This window comes from Pseudoalteromonas sp. AOP31-A2-14 (assembly GCF_052378035.1).
GTDB lineage: Bacteria > Pseudomonadota > Gammaproteobacteria > Enterobacterales > Alteromonadaceae > Pseudoalteromonas.
This window is the reverse complement of the sequence record NZ_JBQSXI010000001.1, coordinates 1,642,566-1,661,004: the sequence shown is the minus strand read 5'-3', so window position 1 is coordinate 1,661,004 and position 18,439 is coordinate 1,642,566. Positions and strand designations below refer to the sequence as shown.

The window sequence follows — 18,439 nt, the reverse complement described above, 5'->3', positions numbered from 1 at the left end:
TAATGAGCTGTTAGCTATTTACTACTATACTAAATTAGTGATAAATAATTTTTATGATAAATGGGGTAGCTCTATTTTGCATAAACAATTAATCTGGGTGTCATCTAAATATGATTTAAAAGAATAGAGGCCTATTTTATTTCTAGTTAGGCAAGGATAAAGGCAGAATAATAAAATGATAGATCAAAGGATAACTGCATCGACACTCAACGAGTCACTTATTTTACGTTTTAAACAAACGCGACAAGTAACACGAAGCATTATAAGTGATTTATCAACAGAGGATTGCCAATTACAGGCAATGGCAGATGTAAGTCCTAGCAAGTGGCACTTAGCCCATACAAGTTGGTTTTTTGAAACGTTTTTACTCAAGGCCCACATGGCCAATTACACTGAGTTTAATAAATATTACACCGTGTTATTTAATTCTTATTATAACGGCATTGGTTCGCAATTTAGTCGTGCCCAGCGGGGCTGCTTATCAAGACCGAGCTTGACTGATATCCTAAGTTATCGTGAATATATAGATAACCAAGTAACCACACTTTTAAGTGCAACAGTTAATCATGAGCACTTTGAAATAGTTGAGTTGGGCATTAATCATGAGCAGCAGCACCAAGAATTAATGTTAATGGATATAAAGTATAACTTTTCAGTTAACCCTATTTTTCCAAGCTACCGCAAAAATGACGATAAACCCAGTAAACACACTTCATCATCTGCAATGGTATTTTACGACTTTGACCAATCTATAATTAATATTGGAGCGATGAGTGAAGGCTTTAGTTATGACAATGAGAGACCTTGCCACCAAGTATTGAGCCATGACTTTAGTTTAGCTAATAGGCTGGTAACAAATGGTGAATACTTAGCCTTTATAGAAGCGAAAGGCTATCAGAATCCAGAGTATTGGCTAAGTGATGGGTGGGCACATATTAATACACTCGATACTAAAGCACCGCTTTATTGGCATTTAATAGAAGGGTGTTGGTTTGAGTTTACTTTACATGGCTTAAAAAAACTTGATTTAAATGCCCCTGTTTCACATGTTTCTTTTTATGAAGCCAGTGCTTATGCGGCCTTTGCCGATGCTCGTCTGCCTACTGAGTTTGAGTGGGAGCGAGCGGCGAGTTCGCCTGAGCGTGCTTTATTTTCTCAGTTGGATGATTGCTGTTGGCAATGGACAAACAGTAGTTATTTACCCTATCCCGGATTTCAACCTATTGCTGGTGTTGCTGGTGAGTACAACGGAAAGTTTATGAGTAACCAAATGGTACTACGTGGTGGTTGCGCACTAACTCCAGATAAACACTTACGTGTTAGCTATCGTAACTTTTACTATGCACATCAAGCATGGATGCAAAGCGGAATTAGACTCGCTAAGGATAAATTATGAACCAAATTCAAGGTGACTTTAAGTTAACTGAGATGATTGATAATGATTTTTTAAATGATGTAACTACAGGACTTGTACAACAGCAAAAAAACTTACCATGTAAATACTTTTACGATGATGCGGGCGCTGCTCTTTTTGAACAAATAACTGAATTAAATGAATATTATGTAACCCGAGCAGAACTTTCAATTTTAACTAAGCATAGCCAAGCTATTGCACAGTTATTGCCAGATAATTTATCAATAATAGAGCCAGGCTGTGGCTCAGGCAAAAAAATTGCTTATTTACTGGCACATTTAAAAGCCGTTAAAAATTTTGTACCTTTTGAAATATCTGCAGAAATGTTGAACTATTCTCTTGCACATTTAGGCCCGTTATTTCCAACATTGGCAATCAGCCCATTGCTTGGTGATTTTACTGACAGTCACATGGTAAAACAGTTATCAGTAGAGCATGCATTAGATAATCAGACCAACTTAGTGTACTTTCCAGGTTCTACTATTGGCAACTTCTCACCAGTAAAAGCAATCGAGATCTTAAAAAACTTTAACCGATTGTGTGGTGTAGGCGGCTATGTATTGGTCGGAATTGATTTGGTTAAACAAAGGCAAGTGCTTCTTGATGCCTATGACGATAAAGCGGGGATTACTGCTGCATTTAACAAAAATTTATTGCAGCGTATTAATAATGAATTAGGTGGTACTTTCATGCTCGAGCATTTTAGCCATGAATCGCGCTTTAATGAGCAACATAGTCGTATAGAAATGCATTTAGTCAGTGATATCGCACAAACAGTTACTATTGATGGTCAATCAGTTAGGTTTGAAAAAGGAGAGAGTATACACACTGAAAATTCGCACAAGTACACACTCGAATCATTTAATAACTTAGCCAAACAAGCCAATTTGTCATTAGAGAATACCTGGCAAGATGATAAGAACTACTTTGCCTTATGCCTATTAAGGCCAATTTGAGTCTATTAAGCTTAGCTAATCGTAGTCAGTTATAGTTTGTTGTAGCTGAGTGTTTAATTCACCAAGCGGTAGTTACCTTATTGATACCCGTGTATATAAATATTTTCCTCGGTTATTTCTATCGGGAACCTACCAAATGCTTGCAGGCTATCTAAAAATGCATTGCTTGATGTTGTTGTATTCTCGTACCTTCCCGTTGCAGCATTTTGGCTTTTGTTAAAGCGTATTATTTTCACTGCATATATTTCCTTAAAGTACGTAGGTCCCCCGCATACACACCCATCTGCTAAGTGGTCATCAATAACATCTAACGTATGAATCTTTTGTAATGATCCGTACTTATGCTCACGTACAAAAGCTATTTGAAATATCATTTGAAACTCTGTTAGCTTTTTGAAAACATGCTTCCATTTAGTATTATTCATCAAAGCGACAGAATAATTAGCAATTGCAGAGTCGATTCTTTGTTGTACTTTACTCAATGATTAAGCCTCTTTACGGTTTAGTTTACGATTGCTGTGTTATCAAACATAAACAGCCATTAGGGCACAATATAATATGAAACATGAATGACAGCGCTTTATAAGAACAGCATGTATGATTACCAAGGTTATGTAAACAGTAAGCTATTCAGTTTAGACTAAGTTGGAAATTTATATAATTAACAAAAGCCTGTATGAAATAGTCAAACCTATGGGGCGTACGTTCGGTAAATTAATGTTAGAAGTGTTTATCAATAACTCACTAAACCATTTGGTTCATAAAACTTGCACATTAAATAAATCATAAAAAGGGTTAAAGTTTGAAAATTGAATATACATTAAAAGAATCCGAGTTTCACCAAGCGGTCAAAATAAGCGTTAAAAACAATAAAATTTTACTACCTATCTATCTAACTATGGGAAGCATTTTTTTCGTTGCGGGTTTACTAACAGGCATGTATTTATTGTTTTTCACACCGTTGGTATTTGGCTTTTTAGGCTTCTTAGGTGCCCAGCTTTGGCTCATGCCTTATATTAGTAAAAAGCATTTTACGCAAAATAAGGCGATAGCAAGTTATACTGAAGTTGAATTAACTCCTGAGTATGTTACCCATAAGAACTCCCAAACAATCAGTAAGTTTACATGGGAAGAGATTCATAAATGGGCTAATACTCCAGATCTTTACTTAATTTATATTAGCAATCAGTTTTTTCATATAATACCTAAACGAGCTGTAACAGAGCATGACGATTTTATAGCTTTAATGAGCGAAAAAGTTGGTCCTGCTGAATTAACCTAATTAGATTGTAAGTTAAATTACTAATTACAATAGGAAACTATAGCAATACAAATGAAAATAACCTCAACAGAAAATATATCAATAGAATTACATTCACCAGAAGTTAATTCCCAAGGCTGGGTTGATTTTTATTGTGTATCCTTAATCGGGAACGAATTAAGTGCTAATATTCGTGTTACTAATCATGTATACGGTGAAAGTCCGATAGATTTTTTCAATCAGTTATTTCAAAATAGAAATGGCTGGGAAGGTGAAAAATCCTGGAGTGCCCTCGAAGGGGAGTTTCAGCTTTTCGCAACTTCTGACAAAACAGGCCATATAACTTTAACAGCAAAACTATGTACAGGGACGTGGGAGCCTTTTTGGAGTACCCAAGTTTCACTTATTATAGAGTCTGGACAATTAGAGCATTTGATTTCTGAAGCAGAAACCTTTTTTCATCCAACAGTAATAGAATAAAATTTACAATTTGTTGTATTAATTTATATAGTGAGCGTTTGGTTTTTATGCCATATAAAATGAATGAGCATCAATTCAGTGCAGTGTTATCTTTAAGTGCTGAAAAACGCAGTCGCCATTTTATTGAGCGAGTCGCAGATTGGGAACAACTCTGGGGTGTGAAAAATGATGACGGTTTCTTTTTTTGTATAAATGCTGAAGGCATGAAATCGGTTCCTGTGTGGCCGCATCCCGATTATGCAGACGTTTTCACAAATAGCATTGAGAACTACGCTGTATGTGAACTATCGTTACATGAATTTATAGATTACTGGTTACCACTTTTTAAAAACGAAAGTATTAATATAGCAGTGTTTCCAAACCAACAATGGGTATTTGATGAAATTGAACCTGATGTATTAAGTGAACTTTTAAACCAAGAAACCTCTCAATACGTTTAAATTAAATAATGTTGAGCTTTAAATTGACACATTTGCTATTAAAAGGAGTACTTTATAGCTATATAAAAAGTGCTAGGTTAACTGATATTGATGACATTATTTTTTAATTGATAATTAATAACAGCACCGCTCGGTGACTCCTGTATTAGTACGGCGTGAGTTTGGGCGCTTAGTGATTTTATGATAGGTGCTATTATACTCAGTGCTGAACCTGTTGCATTATCTTCGTTGACGCCAAAATAAGGTGCAAAATACCTAAACCTCCATTGCGTCTGATGTCGTTTGTTTTTCGTTTTTTGTAAAATAATTAAAGCGAAAGGGTGGAGCTTCAGCTGTTCCACGTTAACCTTTAAATTTTTTAGGGATACTTCACTATCAATTAACGCCGTTGTATAACCCTCATGGCCAGTTGTTTGATAAAGCCTCTTTAAAGTTACCGGAACTGCTTTTGATAATATCTCAATATTGTTAATAGTGTTACTGATGATAGGTGCTAGTTGAAGTTGTAATGCGCCATTTTGACTTATTATCTTAAACTCTTCATTACTTACAATCCCTTTACCCCTTCTAAATACAGCCGGACAATACCCTTGGTATTTTTTTAAAAAATAGGCCGCCGCTAATGTACCGTGACCGCAGCGAAGAATTTCTTTATTTGGATTAAACCACCTAATTGCACATTTTGGTTTGGATATATCGGCTTTATTTAAAAAAACAGTGGCGGGTTGATCTGTTTTTTTTGCTATTTTCTGCATCATGAATGTAGTCAATCCATGTGTATAAATAACAATTAATGCAGATGAACCTTGTTGGTGTGTCTTTGTATGATAAAAAACACGCTCTATACCCACAAACTGCACAAAGCGGGTTGCTTTGTGCAGTGAGCCGGCTAATAAGTAAGGATACTTATTATTTCTTTTGGGCATAGGCGTCGTTGTGAATACCTGAGGCACGGCCTGAAGGATCTGCATTGTTTTGAAATGATGCATCCCAAGCTAGCGCTTCAGGAGTCGAACATGCGACAGACTTACCGTGTGGTACGCATTTAGCCGCGGCATCACCTGGAAAGTGTGATTCAAAAATACGGCGATAAAAATATGCTTCTTTTGAATCAGGCGTATTAATAGGATACTTGAAGTGGGCGTTAGCTAAGTCTTGGTCACTTACTTGTTCAGCGACATATTCCTTTAAAGTATCTATCCAGCTGTAACCTACGCCATCAGAAAACTGCTCTTTTTGGCGCCATAAAACTTCATCAGGTAAGTAACCTTCAAAGCCTTCGCGTAATATATGTTTTTCGATTTTTTCATCTATACACATCTTTGCTTCTGGATTTATACGCATGGCGGTATCAACAAATTCTTTATCTAAGAAAGGAACTCGTGCTTCAACTCCCCAAGCCGCCATTGATTTATTGGCGCGTAGGCAGTCAAACATATGTAGTTTTGATACTTTGCGATTAAGTTCTTCATGAAACTCTTTTGCATTAGGCGCCTTATGAAAATACAAGTAACCACCAAATAATTCATCAGCGCCTTCGCCTGATAGTACCATTTTAATACCCATAGCTTTAATTTGACGAGCCATTAAATACATTGGGGTTGATGCACGAATTGTTGTTACATCATAAGTTTCAATGTGGTAAATCACTTCTTTAAGCGCGTCTATACCTTCTTGAATCGTAAAATGGATAGGGTGGTGAATTGTACCAATCTTATCAGCTACTTTTTGTGCTGCAGCTAAATCCGGTGAACCTTCAAGACCAACAGAAAACGAATGAAGTCTTGGCCACCATGCATCGCTTTCGTCGTTATCTTCAACACGTTTAGCAGCAAAGCGCTGTGTGATTGCTGAAATTACAGAAGAGTCTAAACCACCAGAAAGTAATACACCGTAAGGTACATCACACATTAACTGGCGTTTTACGGCCGCCTCTAATGCTTCTTTAACGTCTTGGGCTTGTGCGCTGTTATCTTTAACTGCATCGAATGTTTCCCAATCACGTTTGTAATAAGGCTTAAGCTCACCATCTTTACTGTAAAGGTAATGACCAGGTGGAAACTCTTCAATCTGCTTACAAATAGGCGATAATGCTTTGAGTTCAGAGGCAACATAAAAGTTACCATGCTCGTCATGCCCAGTATAAAGCGGGATAATACCGATATGGTCGCGTCCAATAAGGTAGGCGTCTTGCTCTTCATCGTATAAGCAAAAAGCAAAAATGCCATTTAGGTCATCTAAAAACTCAGGCCCTTTTTGTTTATATAGGGCTAAAATAACTTCACAGTCAGATTGGGTTTGAAAAGTGAAATCGGTTTCTAAATTTGCTGCTAGCTCTTTGTGGTTATAAATTTCACCATTAACAGCTAAAATATTTGTTTTTTCTGGGTTATATAAAGGCTGTGCACCACTTGATACGCCGACAATAGCTAAACGTTCGTGCACTAAAATAGCTTTGTCTGATGAATAAACACCTGACCAGTCAGGTCCGCGATGACGTAGTAATTTTGACATTTCAATTGCTTGGCTTCGCAATTTGCTAGGATCAGACTTTATATCTAATACCCCAAAAATTGAACACATAGTGACTCCTCATTCCAATTATGTGTGCAGCTAACCATTCGCTAACTGCTAACCTTTGTTTTAACAGAAATATTTAACTAAGTCACATAGCTTTTAGAAAAAATATAGAATAATTAATGCACCACTATAGTGCTAGGTGCACCAAAATAGTCGGTGGTGAGGGGGTTATTTCGCCATTTGAATTTACTAGACCGATTGTGAGCACTTTCGGCGCTATCACTACACATTTTACTATGCAGTGCGCGCCATTTTGGTGCGTTGATAATTAATTTTTTTGTAAAGCAATCATCCATTGGTTTAAATGGCTGTCTAGTTTTCGCTGGGCTTTCTCAGCAGTTGCTAAATCAACATATTCAAATTGTACATTATCACCCGTTTTAAACTGTGCAAACTGATGTAGATCTGCGCTTATTACGGTACCGAGTAACGGGTAACCACCAGTCGTTTGACAGTCATTAAGTAATATAATGGGTTCACCATTAGGCGGTAGTTGAATGCTCCCTGGTTCAACGCCTAATGATGGCAGTGAATGGTTATGCTCAAGAGATATGTTGGCAGCAGATAAACGTAGCCCCATGCGGTTACTTTGCGGGGTAATTTGCCATTTTTTATTAATAAACTCATTGAGTTTTTCCTTGCCAATAAGTTCACTGTGGGCGCTGGAATGCAGACGAATAATACGACGTTTAGCCGGAGCCATAGCCCCTTTTTCTGGTTGAGGGTTGGGTTGTGTATTGAAGTTTCCAAACGTAAGCTTATCATCGCTTGCCAATGCGCGAGAATTGAAGCCGCCAAAATCAGCGCCTAAATCAGTTGATGCGCTATTCATCACAGTTGACACATCAATACCGCCTTTAACAGCTAAATAACACCTAAATCCATTACGTGCAGAGGCAAAGGTAAGCGTTTGACCTTGTTTTACTTCATGTCGCCAGCCGGGGTAAATGGGGGTGTCATCCAGTTTTGCTTTTAAGTCAGCGCCTTGTAAAGCAATGCTCGTGTCGCATTGGAATTTTAATTCAGCTAAACCTAAAGTAATTTCAATTACCGGGGCATTATCAGTATTATCAACAAGTCGATTAGCAATAATTTGTGAATACTTATCAAGTACACCTGATTTAGCCACGCCAAGGTGTCGAAAACCTGCGCGGCCAGCATCTTGTACACTCATTTGTATTCCAGGTTTAATAATTGTCAGCATGGTTAATCCTCAACTACAAATTCTAGTGTGTCACCGGGTGCTATAGTGCAAGGTGTTTCTTTACTGGTGTCAAATAAAGGATGATTTGTATGACCAATAATATGCCAGCCTCCAGGTGAGTCAGCAGGATAAATAGCGGTTTGATTGGCACCAATAGCAACCGAGCCTTTTGGTACGCGGGTGCGTGGCTCGCTGCGTCTTGGGGTGGTGAGCTTCTTATCGAGCCCGTGTAAATAAGCAAAACCTGGTTGGAAGCCTAAAAACAACACCTGATAATGTACCTGGCTGTGTAATTGGATAACTTGAGATACCGATAATTTATGTACTTGTGCAACGTAATCTAAATCAGGGCCATGAACACCACCATAGCGGGTTATTATTTTGTGGTGCGAACCTTGATGCTGCTTTTCATCTACTTCTTGCCACCAATTTGTTAAGGTCGTTTGCCAAAAAGTTAGCTCATCACTATTTATTAAATACACGGTTAATGAATTCATTGCAGGGACTACATCTACAAAAGCTTTAGATTCATTACATTTGGCAACCAAAGCCCAAATTTTTTTTTGAATCGATAAGATGTTATCACCAAGATGTGTTGCATCTAAAAGTAAGCTGTTATTACTAAGAATATAGGTAGCTACGCTTAAGTCTTTAGTCATCACTTATAACTTTATTAATAATTGATTAAACTAAGCTAACACAAATGACATAAAATGTTGATAGCGTTATTTATTGTTATATATCCAAGCGATCTAAAGATGTGAGTTTCAGTTAGAATTAAAAAGTGATTTAGGCAAGACATTTTGAGGCTGTTTGGGTATATATAAGTGACTACGCATAAATGTAAGCCTAACACTTATGCGCAGTCAAATGGCTTTAGTCTTTTAATAGCCATTCACTTAATAAACGAACTCCGTAACCTGTACCTCCTGGTGAGATTTCTCCTTTACCTTTAGTCGCTAGCGCATTACCAGCTATATCAAGGTGTACCCAGCGAGTTTCTCCAGCGAAATGCTCTAAAAAGCTTGCTGCTGTTGTTGCCCCAGGACCGCTAGAACCAATATTTGTAAGGTCAGCAATAGGTGACTCAAGGGTTTCTTTATAGCCTAAAGGTAAGCGCCATAAATTTTCATTCACTTGTTTACCCGCAAAGGTTAATTCAGTCACAAGTTCATCATCTGAAGAAAATACTGCTGCGTAATCGTTTCCTACAGCGCCAATTTTTGACCCTGTTAACGTCGCTATATCAACCATAATCTCAGGTTTATAGTACTCACGTGCATACCACATTGCGTCGCTCAACACTAAGCGTCCTTCAGCGTCAGTATTTAAAATTTCTACACTTAATCCTTCAGCAGTATTAACTACATCACCTGGTGCGACAGAAAACTGTGAGACCATATTAGCTGCCATGCCCATTACGGCTACAACATTCTTGTCCGCTTTGGCTAAGGCCATTGCTTTTACGGTGCCTAATACCGCAGCAGCACCTGCCATGTCCGATTTCATCCGCGCAATTGACGAGCCAGTCTTTATACTATAACCACCAGAGTCAAAGGTAATTCCTTTTCCGACTAAAGCAATAGGAGTATCATTTGAGCCTTTGTAGTGTGCAACAATGAGTCGTGATCCTTGTTCGCTACCACGGCCAACAGCTTCAAGTGCTCCCATGCCAAGCTCTTTCATTTTTGAGGGTTCTAAAACCTTTACCTCAACCCCTAATTCTTGAAGTTTTTTAGCCGCATTCGCAAAATCAACAGGGGTCATTTCAGTGGGAACTTCAGAGGTTAAGTCTCGCGCCAAGAAAACACCAGCTTGAATGCTTTTAAGTACTGAATACATCTTATCAGTGGTTTTAGAATCGTTAACATCAAAGGTATAGTTAACTGTATTTATGCTCGGTTTTTGTTTGTATTTTTCAAAGCGATGATCACGTAAGTTGATACCATGAGCAAAGTTTGCAGCTAAATCACTATTATTAATAGTTCCTTTTATACCTTCAAATGCAACACTTGCTGTTGTCGTTTTATTTTTTAGTAGGCGAGCATGAATATCTCCTCCTAACTTTGCTGCCGCCGCTTTATCAAAAGAGTCTTGTTCACCAGTGCCGACAATCAGTATACGTTCGAAACCGCTGTCGTGCGGGGCTAACAGCTCAACTACGCTGCCAAGTTTGCCAGTAAATTTTTCAATTTCAATTGCTCGCTTAAGCTGCTCTGTAAGTTGCTTATCTTGGGTACTTAAAGAGTACTGCTGTTCATTTTTACTATAAAAAACGACCAGCGCTTGCGCCTCGTCATTAATGCTCGATGAAAAGTTGAACTCAGCGGCGTTAAGCTGCGTACTTAATGTCATTGTTAGTGCTAAAGCCGATGCTTTAAATAGTTTACTCATGATAATGATACCTTTTAATTATAATATCAGGGGTTGTACCTTAATTAGACTACAAGGTTAAGTTATACACGCTGAGTGTGCAAAAATTAGCGATTAAAGCAGTATAAATTTGAAATAAAGTTGTTTAATGCATGGTCTACTAAAATAAGCAATTACCTAGTAAGGAATTAATATATTGAATAAATTAACAAAGGCAGGTTTTATTCTGTTTGTTATTGGCAGTACAGGTGTTACTTTTTCCTCTACCGCAGCTCAAAACAGCAAAACACAAGCCACCATGCATGTGCAAACATTGGTACTAGGTTCTGGTTGTTTCTGGGGCGCAGAGAAACGCTACGAAGCATTAAACGGCGTACTGGATGCACAATCTGGTTATGCAGATGGGAGCGGATTTCGTGCTAGTTACCGTGAAATTACAAAAGCGTCACGTAGGCACGATGAAAATAATTACGCTGAGGTAGTTAAAGTTACCTTTAATAGTACCATCATCAGCGCAGAAGCTTTATTGAAAAATTATTTTGAAGGCCATGATCCAACTAAAAAAAATCGTCAGGGCAACGATATTGGTACGCAATATCGCTCAACCGTTCTGACTTCCAGCTCTGAACAACTTGCTACTGCAAATACAATCAAAGATGAGTATCAGAAAAAGCTTACCGCAGCAGGTTATGGTGAAATTAAAACAATCATTAAACCGCTAACTACGTTTTATCCGGCTGAGGAGTATCACCAAAACTATTTGGTCAAAAACCCTAATGGATATTGCCCTGATCACTCAACTGGCGTAGTGTTTGAAAAACGTCAAGAAGAGCAGGTAAGTAACAAGGCATTATTAGCTGGAAAACACATTGTTATTATAGATTCTCGTGATTACTGCCCCTATTGTGAAAAGCTTAAAAAAGAGGTGCTTAACGATTATAAAGGTTCTATTCCCGTTACTTTTCGTAAAGCTGATCAACTTGACGGTTTAACAATTAAGTCAGCAACTTGGGCAACTCCGACTATACTGTTTATAGAAAATGGAGAAGAAGTTTATGGACGACAAGGCTATGTAACCAGTGAAGATTTTTATAAAGCACTTGGCGCATTTAAGTTAGGTAATAGTCAAGGTTATGATGTTGCTTTTGACTCTGATACAGATAGGCCTTATTGTAAGGAATATAAAGAATTTAAAAATACACCGGATGGTATTTTTATCGATAAGCTAAGTGGTGAAGCTTTATTTGATACTCGTGAGCGTTTTGACTCTGGCACGGGTTGGTTATCCTTTACTCATCCTATTGAAAGTAATATCACTGAGCACGAAGATAATAGCTGGGGTATGCGCCGTATAGAAATTCGTTCTAAAACATCTGGAATACATTTAGGACATATGTTCCCAGGCGAAGGGCCACAGGGTCAAGATCGTTATTGTATAAACGCTACAGTACTTGAGTTTGTGCCGCGGGTAGAAAGTTAATCTTTACAAGATTTAAAAGCTTTAGACAAATAAAAACAGCGCCATAGAGCGCTGTTTTTATTTGTCTAGTATAGGGTATTTAGTATTAAAGCGATAAATTCTGTTTAGCGCGATTAAGGTTATGTGAAACCAAATCGTTACCTGAAACATTAACTGCTTCATAAAAATCTGATAGTCCAGCCGTATTATTATTTGCCATTATACGTGCGATGCCACGGTTACTTAATGCAAAAGAAGTTAATTCACGACGCTTATAGCCAGGTACTTTACTGTTTTTTAGTAAGGTAATTGCCTGTGTACATAACGTTTCTGCATCGACAAATTTTTTCATTTTTATATTTGCGGCGCAGCGGTTAAATGCAAGTTCATATTTACGTTCTAAATCAATACTTTGTTCTACATTACTACTTAATACAGTTTCGTACTGGCCTGAAATAATTGCCTGAGATGTTTGCAAGTCTTTAATAACCATTAACTTATAGTCACTTTGATCAGCGACTGCTACAGCTGAACAAGTTAAAAGAGCGGTAAGTGCAATGCGTTTCAAAAGTGGGTTAAACATAATAAAAATCCTCTGGTTAAGTTGGTGTTCATCGCCAACAATTAAATTCTAGGATCTTAGCCTCAATGCGACAAACGATAAAAATAAACCTAATGAGTGAATTTTTCTAACTTGTAGACTTTAGTCTTATGCTTAACTTAAAGAGCAAAATTAAAGTTGTAATAAATTTTAACTTCCAAAGAGGTGTTGCTAAAGTTGAGCATAATTAAGTAGGGTTCAAGAGTTACCTACTTTATGCACTAATACAGAGCACCACGGTATTTTATATCTATTTTAAATACTGAAACGTATCTACCATCCATTTTGTAAATAAGTCTAGTGATGGGTTACTTTGGTTAGACTCATGCTGGACAAGATAATATTTGTCTTTCGTTTTATATGGAATATCCGTTAATTTATGGAGCCATTCTTCATCAAGCCAAGTTTGACTAATAGGTAGAGGAATTAAAGCAATGCCCATACCTTGTTGGGCGGCGCGAGTCACCCCAAACATACTGTCTATTTGGATAATTTGCTTAGGTGAAAAATCATCAACACCCGCATGATCAGCCCATTGATGCCAAGACCATGGACGAGATTTATGTAAGATCAGTGGGACTTGGTTTAAAGCATCGAGTGGATCTTCTTTCCAGCGCTGTAGGTTTTGTTTATTACATGCAGGGATATATTCAAGAGCGAATAACTCATGTACTAAACCGTCAATAGGCTTGGATGATGATAAAACAACTGATACATCGCTTAGCTGACTCAGTTCTTTTCTGGTTTTCATGGTATTTAGCTGTAAATTAATATTAGGATGCTCGGTAGTCCATGCACTCAGTTTAGGCATTAATAATTCGCTGGCAAAAAACTCAGGTAGGGTGATGCTAATACTAACGTTTTCTTGTAGCTGACTAAATTCATTAATAGTACTTTCAAGTGCTTTAACTAAAGGCGATACGGAATCGTAAAAGTTTTTACCGGCTGAGGTGAGACTAATTGAGCGAGTTTGTCTCTCGAATAGATCTATACCTAATTGTTCTTCCAATTGCTTTATCTGATGACTTACGGCTGAAGGGGTTAAAAATAGCTGATTTGCAGCTTCTTTAAAACTTAAGCTTTTTGCTGCGACACAAAATGAGCGTAATCCACGAATAGGCGTTTGCATAATAACTCTATTTCATCCATTCATTAATATTATAAGTTAAGCAATTAATGACCCAACTTGTTAAGTGTATAATAGCCCAATAATGAGTGATCATATCAGCATTTTATTACCAAAATAATGTTTTAAAATAAAATGTGCATCATAGAAGTGCAAATAGGCTGTGAATAATAACTAAAAAAAATCCCTCTTGCGAGGGATTTTGGGTAACTCAGCGCCATTGGCACTGGGAATGAGGTCGGTACAGGGTTAGTTGGTGGCTTAAACAGCCATCTCAGGAACGTCACCGTCAACAAGTAATTTACCTGCTGTTTTACTAATTATTTCATCGACTGAGACACCTGGTGCACGTTCAATTAGATGAAATGCGCCGCCTTTTACTTCAAGCACGGCTAAATCAGTTACGATTTTCTTTACACAGTTAACCCCAGTTAACGGTAAAGTGCAACTTTCTAATAACTTAGAGTCTCCATGCTTACTAGCATGAGTCATCGTAACAATAATATTTTTTGCACCAGCGACTAAGTCCATCGCGCCGCCCATGCCTTTTATCAGCTTTTTAGGGATCATCCACGATGCAATAGAGCCATGCTGGTCTACTTCAAACGCGCCCAATACAGTTAAGTCTACATGACCACCCCGTATCATGGCAAAGCTATCTGCACTATTAAATATGGCAGCTCCTGTCGCTGCTGTCACGGTTTCTTTACCCGCGTTGATCATATCAGCATCAACTTCATCTTTACTCGGGTAGGCACCCATGCCTAATAGACCATTTTCAGATTGTAACATTACTTCGATACCGTCTGGAACATAGTTTGCCACAAGAGTAGGGATGCCAATGCCTAAATTAACGTAATAACCATCTTGTAGTTCTTTTGCTACGCGCATCGCAACTTGTTCACGTGATAATGCCATTGTTATTGCTCCTTAATCGCAAGTAGTGATACGTTCAATGCGTTTTTCAAAGTTATTACCTTTAATCACGCGGTTAACAAAAATACCTGGAGTATGAATTTGGCTTGGCTCAAGTTCACCTGGCTCTACAATTTCTTCTACTTCGGCGACCGTAATTTTACCTGCTGTGGCGGCCATTGGGTTGAAGTTCATCGCGGTATGGTGAAACACTAAATTGCCATAACGGTCTGCTTTCCACGCTTTTACAATTGCAAACTCACCCGTGATCGACTCTTCTAAAATATACGGGCGACCATCAAATTCTTTTACTTCTTTGCCTTCAGCAACCGGTGTGCCATAACCTGTGGCGGTATAAAATGCAGGTATTCCAGCACCGCCCGCACGCATTTTTTCAGCAAGTGTGCCTTGAGGGGTAAGTACGACATCAATTTCACCGCTTAGTAATTGCTGTTCAAATAGGGCGTTTTCACCTACATAAGAAGCCACAATTTTTTTAATTTGTTTGTCTTTTAATAAAATGCCCAGACCAAAATCGTCGATTCCACAATTGTTTGATACCACCGTAAGAGCTTGAGTTCGTTTTCTTTTTATTTCAGCAATTAAGCCCTCAGGAATACCACAAAGACCAAAGCCTCCAGCGATAACCGTATCGCCATCTTTTAAACCTGCCATTGCAGCTTCATAACTTGAAACTACTTTATCGAAACCGGCCATTAGCTTACTCCTTCATTATTCACGGTGTTTTTAAGCGCAAGAGAAACCTTGCTCATGGGTTGTTTATTGAGTGTGCTACAAATAATCCAACCTGCTTTAGCTAGTCTTTCTAAATCAATTCCATGTTCAATGCCAAGTCCTTGTAGTAAGTAAACAACATCTTCGGTGGCAACATTCCCTGACGCACCTTTAGCATAAGGACAACCACCAAGGCCAGACACTGCACTGTCAACTGTTGCTATACCGCGGTTTAGGGCCGTGTAAATATTTGTGAGCGCTTGGCCGTAAGTATCATGAAAATGTACAGCAAGCTTGGACTTATCAATATGCGTTAATAGCAAGTCTAGTAGAGCATTTACTTTTTTTGGATTACCAACTCCAATGGTATCGCCCAAGCTTATTTCATAGCAGCCTATTTCAAGTAGTCGCTGTGATACTTTGAGTACATCTGCAATATCAACATCACCTTGATATGGACACCCCATAACGCAGCTAACATAGCCCCGTACGCGAATATCATGCTGTTTAGCAAAGTCCATCACATCTTTAAAGCGGTCGATACTTTCATCAATTGAGCAGTTAATGTTTTTTTGGCAAAATACCTCACTGGCAGCGGTAAAAATTGCAAACTCTTTAATGCCTGCTTGATGAGCTGATTCGCCGCCGCGTAAGTTTGGCGTAAGCGCGCTAAAATTTATATTATTAAGTTCCGGGCACTTATTTAGCTGATTAATTACGTCAGTGGAGTCAGCCATTTGAGGCACCCATTTCGGGGATACAAAGGCGCCAGCTTCAATATCTTTCAATCCCGCTTTTGCTAAAGCGGTGATAAGCGCTACCTTGTCATCTGTACTAACACTTGTTTCATTCTGTAAGCCATCACGAGGGCCGACTTCAACAATACGGACATGTTTTGGTAGGTTGTTTGCACTGTCAGCCATTACGCCTCCTCATCCTCAACAATAGCAAGAAGGTTGCCATGGCTCACTAGTTGACCTTCAGCGAAGCAGTAGCTTTTTAATACACCATTGTGTGGCGCAGTTAAGGTGTATTCCATTTTCATGGCTTCAATAATTACCACTGCGTTACCTTTGGTGACAGTATCGCCAATCGCCATTAAGTGCTTCACAACAGTACCATTAAGTGGGGCTGCAAGCGGAAGGGCATCGCTTTCATGGTCACTAATATAGTGTTTACTTAATAACTCAAAATGTGCCTGTAGTGCGTTTACCATTACAGTAATGTCAGCACCTGTACTATAGACATGAGCGGTGTGTTTATCACCATTAATAAATACATTCCACAAGCTATTATTCACAGTACCTGATGCTGTATAGTCAACCCCTTGAAGACTGATTGTATAGCCCTCAGCGGTTTTAGTGGCTGTGATTTCATCGTGATCAACAAACGGTATTTTGATGACTCTGGCGCTATTTAATTTAAAACCCGATAACTGTTGCCATGCATTCGCCTCGCATCCAGCTAATCCAACAGCATAGCTAAAAGCAGCAATGATAGTACTTACTTTTGTAAGATCAGTATCGACGGCGACGAGTTCTTTACCTTCATCGGCAATAAAATGCGTGTTTGGTGCGCTTTGCTTAAAGACTTCGTGGTTTGCAAGGGTATGTAAAAAGTTTACGTTACAGCTAAAGCCCGCTAGATGAAATTGCTCAAGTGCTGTTGATAAACGCCCAAGAGCAGCATCACGGTTATCATCGTGTACAATTAATTTTGCGATCATCGGATCGTAAAATGGACTTATTTCATCGCCACAGGCAACACCAGTGTCGACACGTATAAACTCAGATTCAGCAGGTATGTTCAACGCTGTTATATACCCTGAGCAAGGAATAAAGTCATTGCTTGGATCTTCTGCATAAATACGCGCTTCAAAACTATGGCCTTGCGTTTGTATATCAGCTTGCTTTAAAGGAAGCGGCTTACCTGCTGCGACATTTATTTGCCATTGAACTAAATCTACGCCAGTCACCATTTCTGTAACCGGGTGTTCTACTTGTAAACGGGTGTTCATCTCCATAAAGAAAAATTCATCACCACAAAATAAAAACTCAACAGTACCCGCGCCGCGGTAGTTAATCGCTTGCGCGCAGCGTACAGCCGCTTCACCCATTTCTTTGCGTAACGCGTCAGACAAACCTGGAGCAGGGGCTTCTTCAATTACTTTTTGGTGACGGCGCTGTAATGAGCAATCTCTATCGCCTAAATAAACACAGTTGCCGTGACTATCAGCAAACACTTGAACCTCAACATGGCGTGGTTTATTGACATAGCGCTCAAGTAATACAAGATCGTTACCAAAACCTGTAATGGCTTCGCGCTTGGCGCCTTCTAGTGCGTCCATAAATTCTTTACTGTTTTCAACCACGCGCATGCCTTTACCGCCGCCGCCAAAGGCCGCTTTAATAAGTACTGGGTAACCAATTTTTTCAGCTTCAGCATGTAAAAACTCGGCGTCTTGGTTATCGCCATAATAACCAGGTACTAAGGGTACATTGGCTGCTGCCATAATTTCTTTTGCACGTGTTTTTGAGCCCATAGCTTCAATACTACTTGCTGGTGGGCCAATAAATGCAATGTTATTGGTTTCACATACTTTAGCAAACTCGCTGTTTTCAGATAAAAAACCATACCCTGGATGAATGCAATCAACGGCCGCTTGCTTAGCGACTGAAAGTATTTTTTTAATGTCTAAGTACGAGTCTTTACTTGGCGCAGCGCCAATGTGATATGCTTCATCGGCGAGTTTAACGTGCTGAGCGTTTTTATCTGCATCAGAATAAACAGCAACGGTGCTTAATCCCATTAACTTTGCGGTGCGCATAACCCGACAGGCAATTTCACCACGGTTTGCGATAAGGATTTTTTGTAATCTAGATGTTGTCATGGGTA

At 38.8% G+C, this 18,439-nt stretch carries 18 protein-coding genes; 6 read left to right on the top strand and 12 right to left on the bottom strand.

Going from position 1 to position 18,439, the window contains the following annotated elements:
• The first annotated feature begins 175 nt into the window (after positions 1 to 175).
• Both egtB and egtD read left to right on the top strand, forming a co-directional pair.
• Positions 176 to 1,396 (top strand): ergothioneine biosynthesis protein EgtB, encoded by a 1,221-nt coding sequence (gene egtB, locus ACT3S9_RS07715; RefSeq protein WP_441835028.1) that lies wholly within the window; start codon positions 176 to 178, stop codon positions 1,394 to 1,396.
• Positions 1,393 to 2,370: an L-histidine N(alpha)-methyltransferase gene (gene egtD / locus ACT3S9_RS07710; protein ID WP_441835027.1), complete on the top strand. Its 978-nt coding sequence runs from the start codon at positions 1,393 to 1,395 to the stop codon at positions 2,368 to 2,370. The genes egtB and egtD overlap by 4 nt, the downstream gene beginning before the upstream one ends.
• Before the next feature lie 77 nt (positions 2,371 to 2,447).
• Here the strand turns inward: egtD and ACT3S9_RS07705 are convergent, their stop codons facing one another.
• Positions 2,448 to 2,852 (bottom strand): DUF6678 family protein, encoded by a 405-nt coding sequence (locus tag ACT3S9_RS07705; RefSeq protein ID WP_441835026.1) that lies wholly within the window; start codon positions 2,850 to 2,852, stop codon positions 2,448 to 2,450.
• A 320-nt stretch (positions 2,853 to 3,172) separates the two neighbouring features.
• On the opposite strand from ACT3S9_RS07705, the gene ACT3S9_RS07700 reads away from it, so the two are divergent.
• Genes ACT3S9_RS07700 through ACT3S9_RS07690 form a run of 3 tightly spaced genes read left to right on the top strand, consistent with a single transcriptional unit; the run spans position 3,173 to position 4,551 of the window.
• Positions 3,173 to 3,652, top strand: coding sequence for a YcxB family protein (locus tag ACT3S9_RS07700; protein ID WP_441994544.1), 480 nt, complete (start codon positions 3,173 to 3,175; stop codon positions 3,650 to 3,652).
• Between the two features lie 51 nt (positions 3,653 to 3,703).
• A complete protein-coding gene (locus tag ACT3S9_RS07695; protein ID WP_441835024.1) occupies positions 3,704 to 4,111 on the top strand; it encodes a DUF6228 family protein in 408 nt (135 codons plus the stop codon).
• A 59-nt stretch (positions 4,112 to 4,170) separates the two neighbouring features.
• Positions 4,171 to 4,551 (top strand): DUF2750 domain-containing protein, encoded by a 381-nt coding sequence (locus ACT3S9_RS07690; RefSeq protein WP_441835023.1) that lies wholly within the window; start codon positions 4,171 to 4,173, stop codon positions 4,549 to 4,551.
• 77 nt (positions 4,552 to 4,628) lie between these two features.
• On the opposite strand, the gene ACT3S9_RS07685 is transcribed toward ACT3S9_RS07690, so the two are convergent.
• The 5 genes from ACT3S9_RS07685 to ACT3S9_RS07665 all read right to left on the bottom strand — a co-directional run bounded on the left by ACT3S9_RS07685 (position 4,629) and on the right by ACT3S9_RS07665 (position 10,729).
• Positions 4,629 to 5,477, bottom strand: coding sequence for a PhzF family phenazine biosynthesis protein (locus tag ACT3S9_RS07685; RefSeq protein WP_441835022.1), 849 nt, complete (start codon positions 5,475 to 5,477; stop codon positions 4,629 to 4,631).
• Entirely contained in the window at positions 5,461 to 7,134 is a 1,674-nt protein-coding gene (gene asnB / locus ACT3S9_RS07680) for an asparagine synthase B (RefSeq protein ID WP_441835021.1), read from the bottom strand. Before asnB ends, ACT3S9_RS07685 begins: the two co-directional genes overlap by 17 nt.
• Before the next feature lie 265 nt (positions 7,135 to 7,399).
• The gene (locus tag ACT3S9_RS07675; protein WP_441835020.1) at positions 7,400 to 8,335 is read right to left on the bottom strand and encodes a biotin-dependent carboxyltransferase family protein; all 936 of its coding nucleotides are present in this window, start codon (positions 8,333 to 8,335) and stop codon (positions 7,400 to 7,402) included.
• A 2-nt stretch (positions 8,336 to 8,337) separates the two neighbouring features.
• On the bottom strand, positions 8,338 to 8,994 hold the full coding sequence (gene pxpB, locus ACT3S9_RS07670) for a 5-oxoprolinase subunit PxpB (protein WP_441835019.1): 657 nt from the start codon (positions 8,992 to 8,994) through the stop codon (positions 8,338 to 8,340).
• Between the two features lie 217 nt (positions 8,995 to 9,211).
• Entirely contained in the window at positions 9,212 to 10,729 is a 1,518-nt protein-coding gene (locus ACT3S9_RS07665; RefSeq protein ID WP_441835018.1) for a leucyl aminopeptidase, read from the bottom strand.
• 214 nt (positions 10,730 to 10,943) lie between these two features.
• Here ACT3S9_RS07665 and msrA point away from each other — a divergent pair, with 214 nt between their 5' ends.
• The gene (msrA, locus tag ACT3S9_RS07660) at positions 10,944 to 12,188 is read left to right on the top strand and encodes a peptide-methionine (S)-S-oxide reductase MsrA (protein WP_441835036.1); all 1,245 of its coding nucleotides are present in this window, start codon (positions 10,944 to 10,946) and stop codon (positions 12,186 to 12,188) included.
• 85 nt (positions 12,189 to 12,273) lie between these two features.
• Here the strand turns inward: msrA and ACT3S9_RS07655 are convergent, their stop codons facing one another.
• The 6 genes from ACT3S9_RS07655 to ACT3S9_RS07630 all read right to left on the bottom strand — a co-directional run bounded on the left by ACT3S9_RS07655 (position 12,274) and on the right by ACT3S9_RS07630 (position 18,434).
• A complete protein-coding gene (locus tag ACT3S9_RS07655) occupies positions 12,274 to 12,750 on the bottom strand; it encodes a hypothetical protein (RefSeq protein ID WP_441992954.1) in 477 nt (158 codons plus the stop codon).
• A 268-nt stretch (positions 12,751 to 13,018) separates the two neighbouring features.
• Positions 13,019 to 13,897: a LysR family transcriptional regulator gene (locus ACT3S9_RS07650; RefSeq protein WP_441834778.1), complete on the bottom strand. Its 879-nt coding sequence runs from the start codon at positions 13,895 to 13,897 to the stop codon at positions 13,019 to 13,021.
• Positions 13,898 to 14,155: 258 nt separating this feature from the next.
• Positions 14,156 to 14,812 (bottom strand): 3-oxoacid CoA-transferase subunit B, encoded by a 657-nt coding sequence (locus ACT3S9_RS07645; protein WP_441834777.1) that lies wholly within the window; start codon positions 14,810 to 14,812, stop codon positions 14,156 to 14,158.
• Positions 14,813 to 14,824: 12 nt separating this feature from the next.
• Positions 14,825 to 15,526 carry a CoA transferase subunit A gene (locus tag ACT3S9_RS07640; protein ID WP_441834776.1) on the bottom strand — a complete coding sequence of 234 codons (702 nt, stop codon included), beginning with the start codon at positions 15,524 to 15,526 and terminating at the stop codon, positions 14,825 to 14,827.
• Entirely contained in the window at positions 15,526 to 16,467 is a 942-nt protein-coding gene (locus ACT3S9_RS07635; RefSeq protein ID WP_441834775.1) for a hydroxymethylglutaryl-CoA lyase, read from the bottom strand. The genes ACT3S9_RS07640 and ACT3S9_RS07635 overlap by 1 nt, the downstream gene beginning before the upstream one ends.
• Positions 16,467 to 18,434, bottom strand: a complete 1,968-nt coding sequence (locus ACT3S9_RS07630; RefSeq protein WP_441834774.1) for an acetyl-CoA carboxylase biotin carboxylase subunit — start codon at positions 18,432 to 18,434, stop codon at positions 16,467 to 16,469. Before ACT3S9_RS07630 ends, ACT3S9_RS07635 begins: the two co-directional genes overlap by 1 nt.
• Positions 18,435 to 18,439 lie beyond the last annotated feature (5 nt).

What these genes read in the sequence shown, in the direction of transcription:
- egtB (WP_441835028.1), top strand. Translation starts at nt 176, where the DNA reads ATGATAGATCAAAGGATAACTGCATCGACACTCAACGAGTCACTTATT.
- egtD (WP_441835027.1), top strand. Translation starts at nt 1,393, where the DNA reads ATGAACCAAATTCAAGGTGACTTTAAGTTAACTGAGATGATTGATAAT.
- ACT3S9_RS07695 (WP_441835024.1), top strand. Translation starts at nt 3,704, where the DNA reads ATGAAAATAACCTCAACAGAAAATATATCAATAGAATTACATTCACCA.
- ACT3S9_RS07690 (WP_441835023.1), top strand. Translation starts at nt 4,171, where the DNA reads ATGAATGAGCATCAATTCAGTGCAGTGTTATCTTTAAGTGCTGAAAAA.
- ACT3S9_RS07685 (WP_441835022.1), bottom strand. Translation starts at nt 5,477, where the DNA reads ATGCCCAAAAGAAATAATAAGTATCCTTACTTATTAGCCGGCTCACTG.
- asnB (WP_441835021.1), bottom strand. Translation starts at nt 7,134, where the DNA reads ATGTGTTCAATTTTTGGGGTATTAGATATAAAGTCTGATCCTAGCAAA.
- ACT3S9_RS07675 (WP_441835020.1), bottom strand. Translation starts at nt 8,335, where the DNA reads ATGCTGACAATTATTAAACCTGGAATACAAATGAGTGTACAAGATGCT.
- pxpB (WP_441835019.1), bottom strand. Translation starts at nt 8,994, where the DNA reads ATGACTAAAGACTTAAGCGTAGCTACCTATATTCTTAGTAATAACAGC.
- ACT3S9_RS07665 (WP_441835018.1), bottom strand. Translation starts at nt 10,729, where the DNA reads ATGAGTAAACTATTTAAAGCATCGGCTTTAGCACTAACAATGACATTA.
- ACT3S9_RS07655 (WP_441992954.1), bottom strand. Translation starts at nt 12,750, where the DNA reads ATGTTTAACCCACTTTTGAAACGCATTGCACTTACCGCTCTTTTAACT.
- ACT3S9_RS07650 (WP_441834778.1), bottom strand. Translation starts at nt 13,897, where the DNA reads ATGCAAACGCCTATTCGTGGATTACGCTCATTTTGTGTCGCAGCAAAA.
- ACT3S9_RS07645 (WP_441834777.1), bottom strand. Translation starts at nt 14,812, where the DNA reads ATGGCATTATCACGTGAACAAGTTGCGATGCGCGTAGCAAAAGAACTA.
- ACT3S9_RS07640 (WP_441834776.1), bottom strand. Translation starts at nt 15,526, where the DNA reads ATGGCCGGTTTCGATAAAGTAGTTTCAAGTTATGAAGCTGCAATGGCA.
- ACT3S9_RS07635 (WP_441834775.1), bottom strand. Translation starts at nt 16,467, where the DNA reads ATGGCTGACAGTGCAAACAACCTACCAAAACATGTCCGTATTGTTGAA.
- ACT3S9_RS07630 (WP_441834774.1), bottom strand. Translation starts at nt 18,434, where the DNA reads ATGACAACATCTAGATTACAAAAAATCCTTATCGCAAACCGTGGTGAA.